The sequence below is a fragment of the Psychroflexus sp. S27 genome (assembly GCF_002810405.1).
Classification (GTDB): Bacteria; Bacteroidota; Bacteroidia; order Flavobacteriales; family Flavobacteriaceae; genus Psychroflexus; species Psychroflexus halocasei_A.
In genome coordinates this window covers 1-2,706 of the sequence record NZ_NEXQ01000016.1, presented here as the reverse complement: position 1 = coordinate 2,706, position 2,706 = coordinate 1, and the positions used below count along the sequence as shown (strand labels likewise).

Here is a 2,706-nt window from a genome sequence, read left to right as displayed (position 1 = left end):
CTATTAGCTAGTAGGTATGGTAACGGCATACCTAGGCGACGATAGGTAGGGGTCCTGAGAGGGAGATCCCCCACACTGGTACTGAGACACGGACCAGACTCCTACGGGAGGCAGCAGTGAGGAATATTGGACAATGGAGGCAACTCTGATCCAGCCATGCCGCGTGCAGGAAGACTGCCCTATGGGTTGTAAACTGCTTTTATATAGGAAGAAAAAGAATCACGTGTGATTTGTTGACGGTACTATATGAATAAGGATCGGCTAACTCCGTGCCAGCAGCCGCGGTAATACGGAGGATCCGAGCGTTATCCGGAATTATTGGGTTTAAAGGGTCCGTAGGCGGGATARTAAGTCAGCGGTGAAAGTTTGTGGCTCAACCACGAAATTGCCGTTGATACTGTTGTTCTTGAGTTATTGTGAAGTGGTTAGAATGTGTAGTGTAGCGGTGAAATGCATAGATATTACACAGAATACCGATTGCGAAGGCAGATCACTAACAATACACTGACGCTGATGGACGAAAGCGTAGGTAGCGAACAGGATTAGATACCCTGGTAGTCTACGCAGTAAACGATGGTTACTAGCTGTTCGGTCTAATTGAGGATTGAGTGGTTAAGCGAAAGTGATAAGTAACCCACCTGGGGAGTACGTTCGCAAGAATGAAACTCAAAGGAATTGACGGGGGCCCGCACAAGCGGTGGAGCATGTGGTTTAATTCGATGATACGCGAGGAACCTTACCAGGGCTTAAATGCAGTTTGACAGGGTTGGAAACAACTTTTTCTTCGGACAAATTGCAAGGTGCTGCATGGTTGTCGTCAGCTCGTGCCGTGAGGTGTCAGGTTAAGTCCTATAACGAGCGCAACCCCTTTGGTTAGTTGCCAGCGAGTCATGTCGGGAACTCTAGCCATACTGCCAGTGTAAACTGTGAGGAAGGTGGGGATGACGTCAAATCATCACGGCCCTTACGTCCTGGGCTACACACGTGCTACAATGGTAGGGACAGAGAGCAGCCACTGGGTGACCAGGAGCGAATCTACAAACCCTATCACAGTTCGGATCGGAGTCTGCAACTCGACTCCGTGAAGCTGGAATCGCTAGTAATCGCATATCAGCCATGATGCGGTGAATACGTTCCCGGGCCTTGTACACACCGCCCGTCAAGCCATGGAAGCTGGGGGTACCTGAAGTCGGTCGCCGTGAGGAGCCGCCTAGGGTAAAACTGGTAACTGGGGCTAAGTCGTAACAAGGTAGCCGTACCGGAAGGTGCGGCTGGAATACCTCCTTTTTAAGAGAGATAGCTTTACGATGATATCAAGATTATTTGATAGTCTTTATGCTTTGTCAATTCAGTAATAAATTTTGATTTGTATGTAGAGATACGAAGACCAAGTCTCATAGCTCAGCTGGTTAGAGCGCTACACTGATAATGTAGAGGTCGGCAGTTCGAGTCTGCCTGAGACTACTTTAAAAAGTTGGTACTGGCGGGAGTTAGTATTGATATCTATATTAATAATATTTTAACATATTATTAATTTATACAAGTTCATTGACATATTGAGATAAGATAAAAATAGAGAGACGAGAGTTTTATTTATTAAAAAATAGAAGAGTTATTATAAGCTTATTAAGGGCGTATGGGGGATGCCTAGGCTCTCAGAGGCGATGAAGGACGTGACAAGCTGCGAAAAGCTGCGGGGATTAGCACATATGAATTGATCCGCAGATATCCGAATGGGGCAACCCACTAGATTGAAGATCTAGTATCCGAAAGGAGGCAAACCCGGTGAACTGAAACATCTAAGTAGCCGGAGGAAGAGAAAACAATAGTGATTTTGCGAGTAGCGGCGAGCGAAAGTGAAGAAGCCCAAACCAGTTTTGTTTCGGCAAGATTGGGGTTGTAGGACTACAATATTTGATTAAAATGTAACCCAAAGAGTATGGAAATGCTCTCCAAAGAAGGTGATAGGCCTGTAGGGGTAAAATTTTAATTGATAGTAGTATCCTGAGTAATGCGGGGCACGAGAAACCTTGCATGAATCTACCGGGACCATCCGGTAAGGCTAAATACTACTGAGAGACCGATAGTGAACTAGTACCGTGAGGGAAAGGTGAAAAGAACCTTGAATAAAGGAGTGAAATAGACCCTGAAACCATACGCTTACAAGCGGTCGGAGCCTTTAGGGGTGACGGCGTGCCTTTTGCATAATGAGCCTACGAGTTACCGGTGTTAGCGAGACTAATTAATTCAGTTAAGCAGTCGTAGCGAAAGCGAGTCTGAATAGGGCGCATAAGTTAGCATTGGTAGACGCGAAACCGTGTGATCTACCCTTGGGCAGGTTGAAGTTTAGGTAACACTAAATGGAGGACCGCACCCGTTGACGTTGAAAAGTCTTGGGATGACCTGAGGGTAGGGGTGAAAGGCCAATCAAACTCGGAAATAGCTCGTACTCCCCGAAATGCATTTAGGTGCAGCGGTAGATTTAGTTTTATAGAGGTAGAGCTACTGATTGGATGCGGGGGCTTCACCGCCTACCAATTCCTGACAAACTCCGAATACTATAAAATGATGACTACCAGTGAGGGCATGGGTGCTAAGGTCCATGTCCGAGAGGGAAAGAACCCAGAGCATCAGCTAAGGTCCCAAAATATATACTAAGTTGAAAAAACGCGGTCTAATTGCATAGACAGCTAGGATGTTGGCTTG

The 2,706-nt window shown here is 46.3% G+C and carries 1 tRNA gene and 2 rRNA genes; all 3 read left to right on the top strand.

Annotation, left to right across the window (positions count from 1 at the left end):
- Window positions 1-1,287, top strand: a 16S ribosomal RNA gene (locus CAP47_RS02115); the annotation flags it as partial.
- A gap of 103 nt (window positions 1,288-1,390) precedes the next feature.
- Window positions 1,391-1,464: transfer RNA gene (locus CAP47_RS02110), tRNA-Ile, on the top strand.
- A 152-nt stretch (window positions 1,465-1,616) separates the two neighbouring features.
- Window positions 1,617-2,706 (top strand): 23S ribosomal RNA (locus tag CAP47_RS02105); the annotation flags it as partial.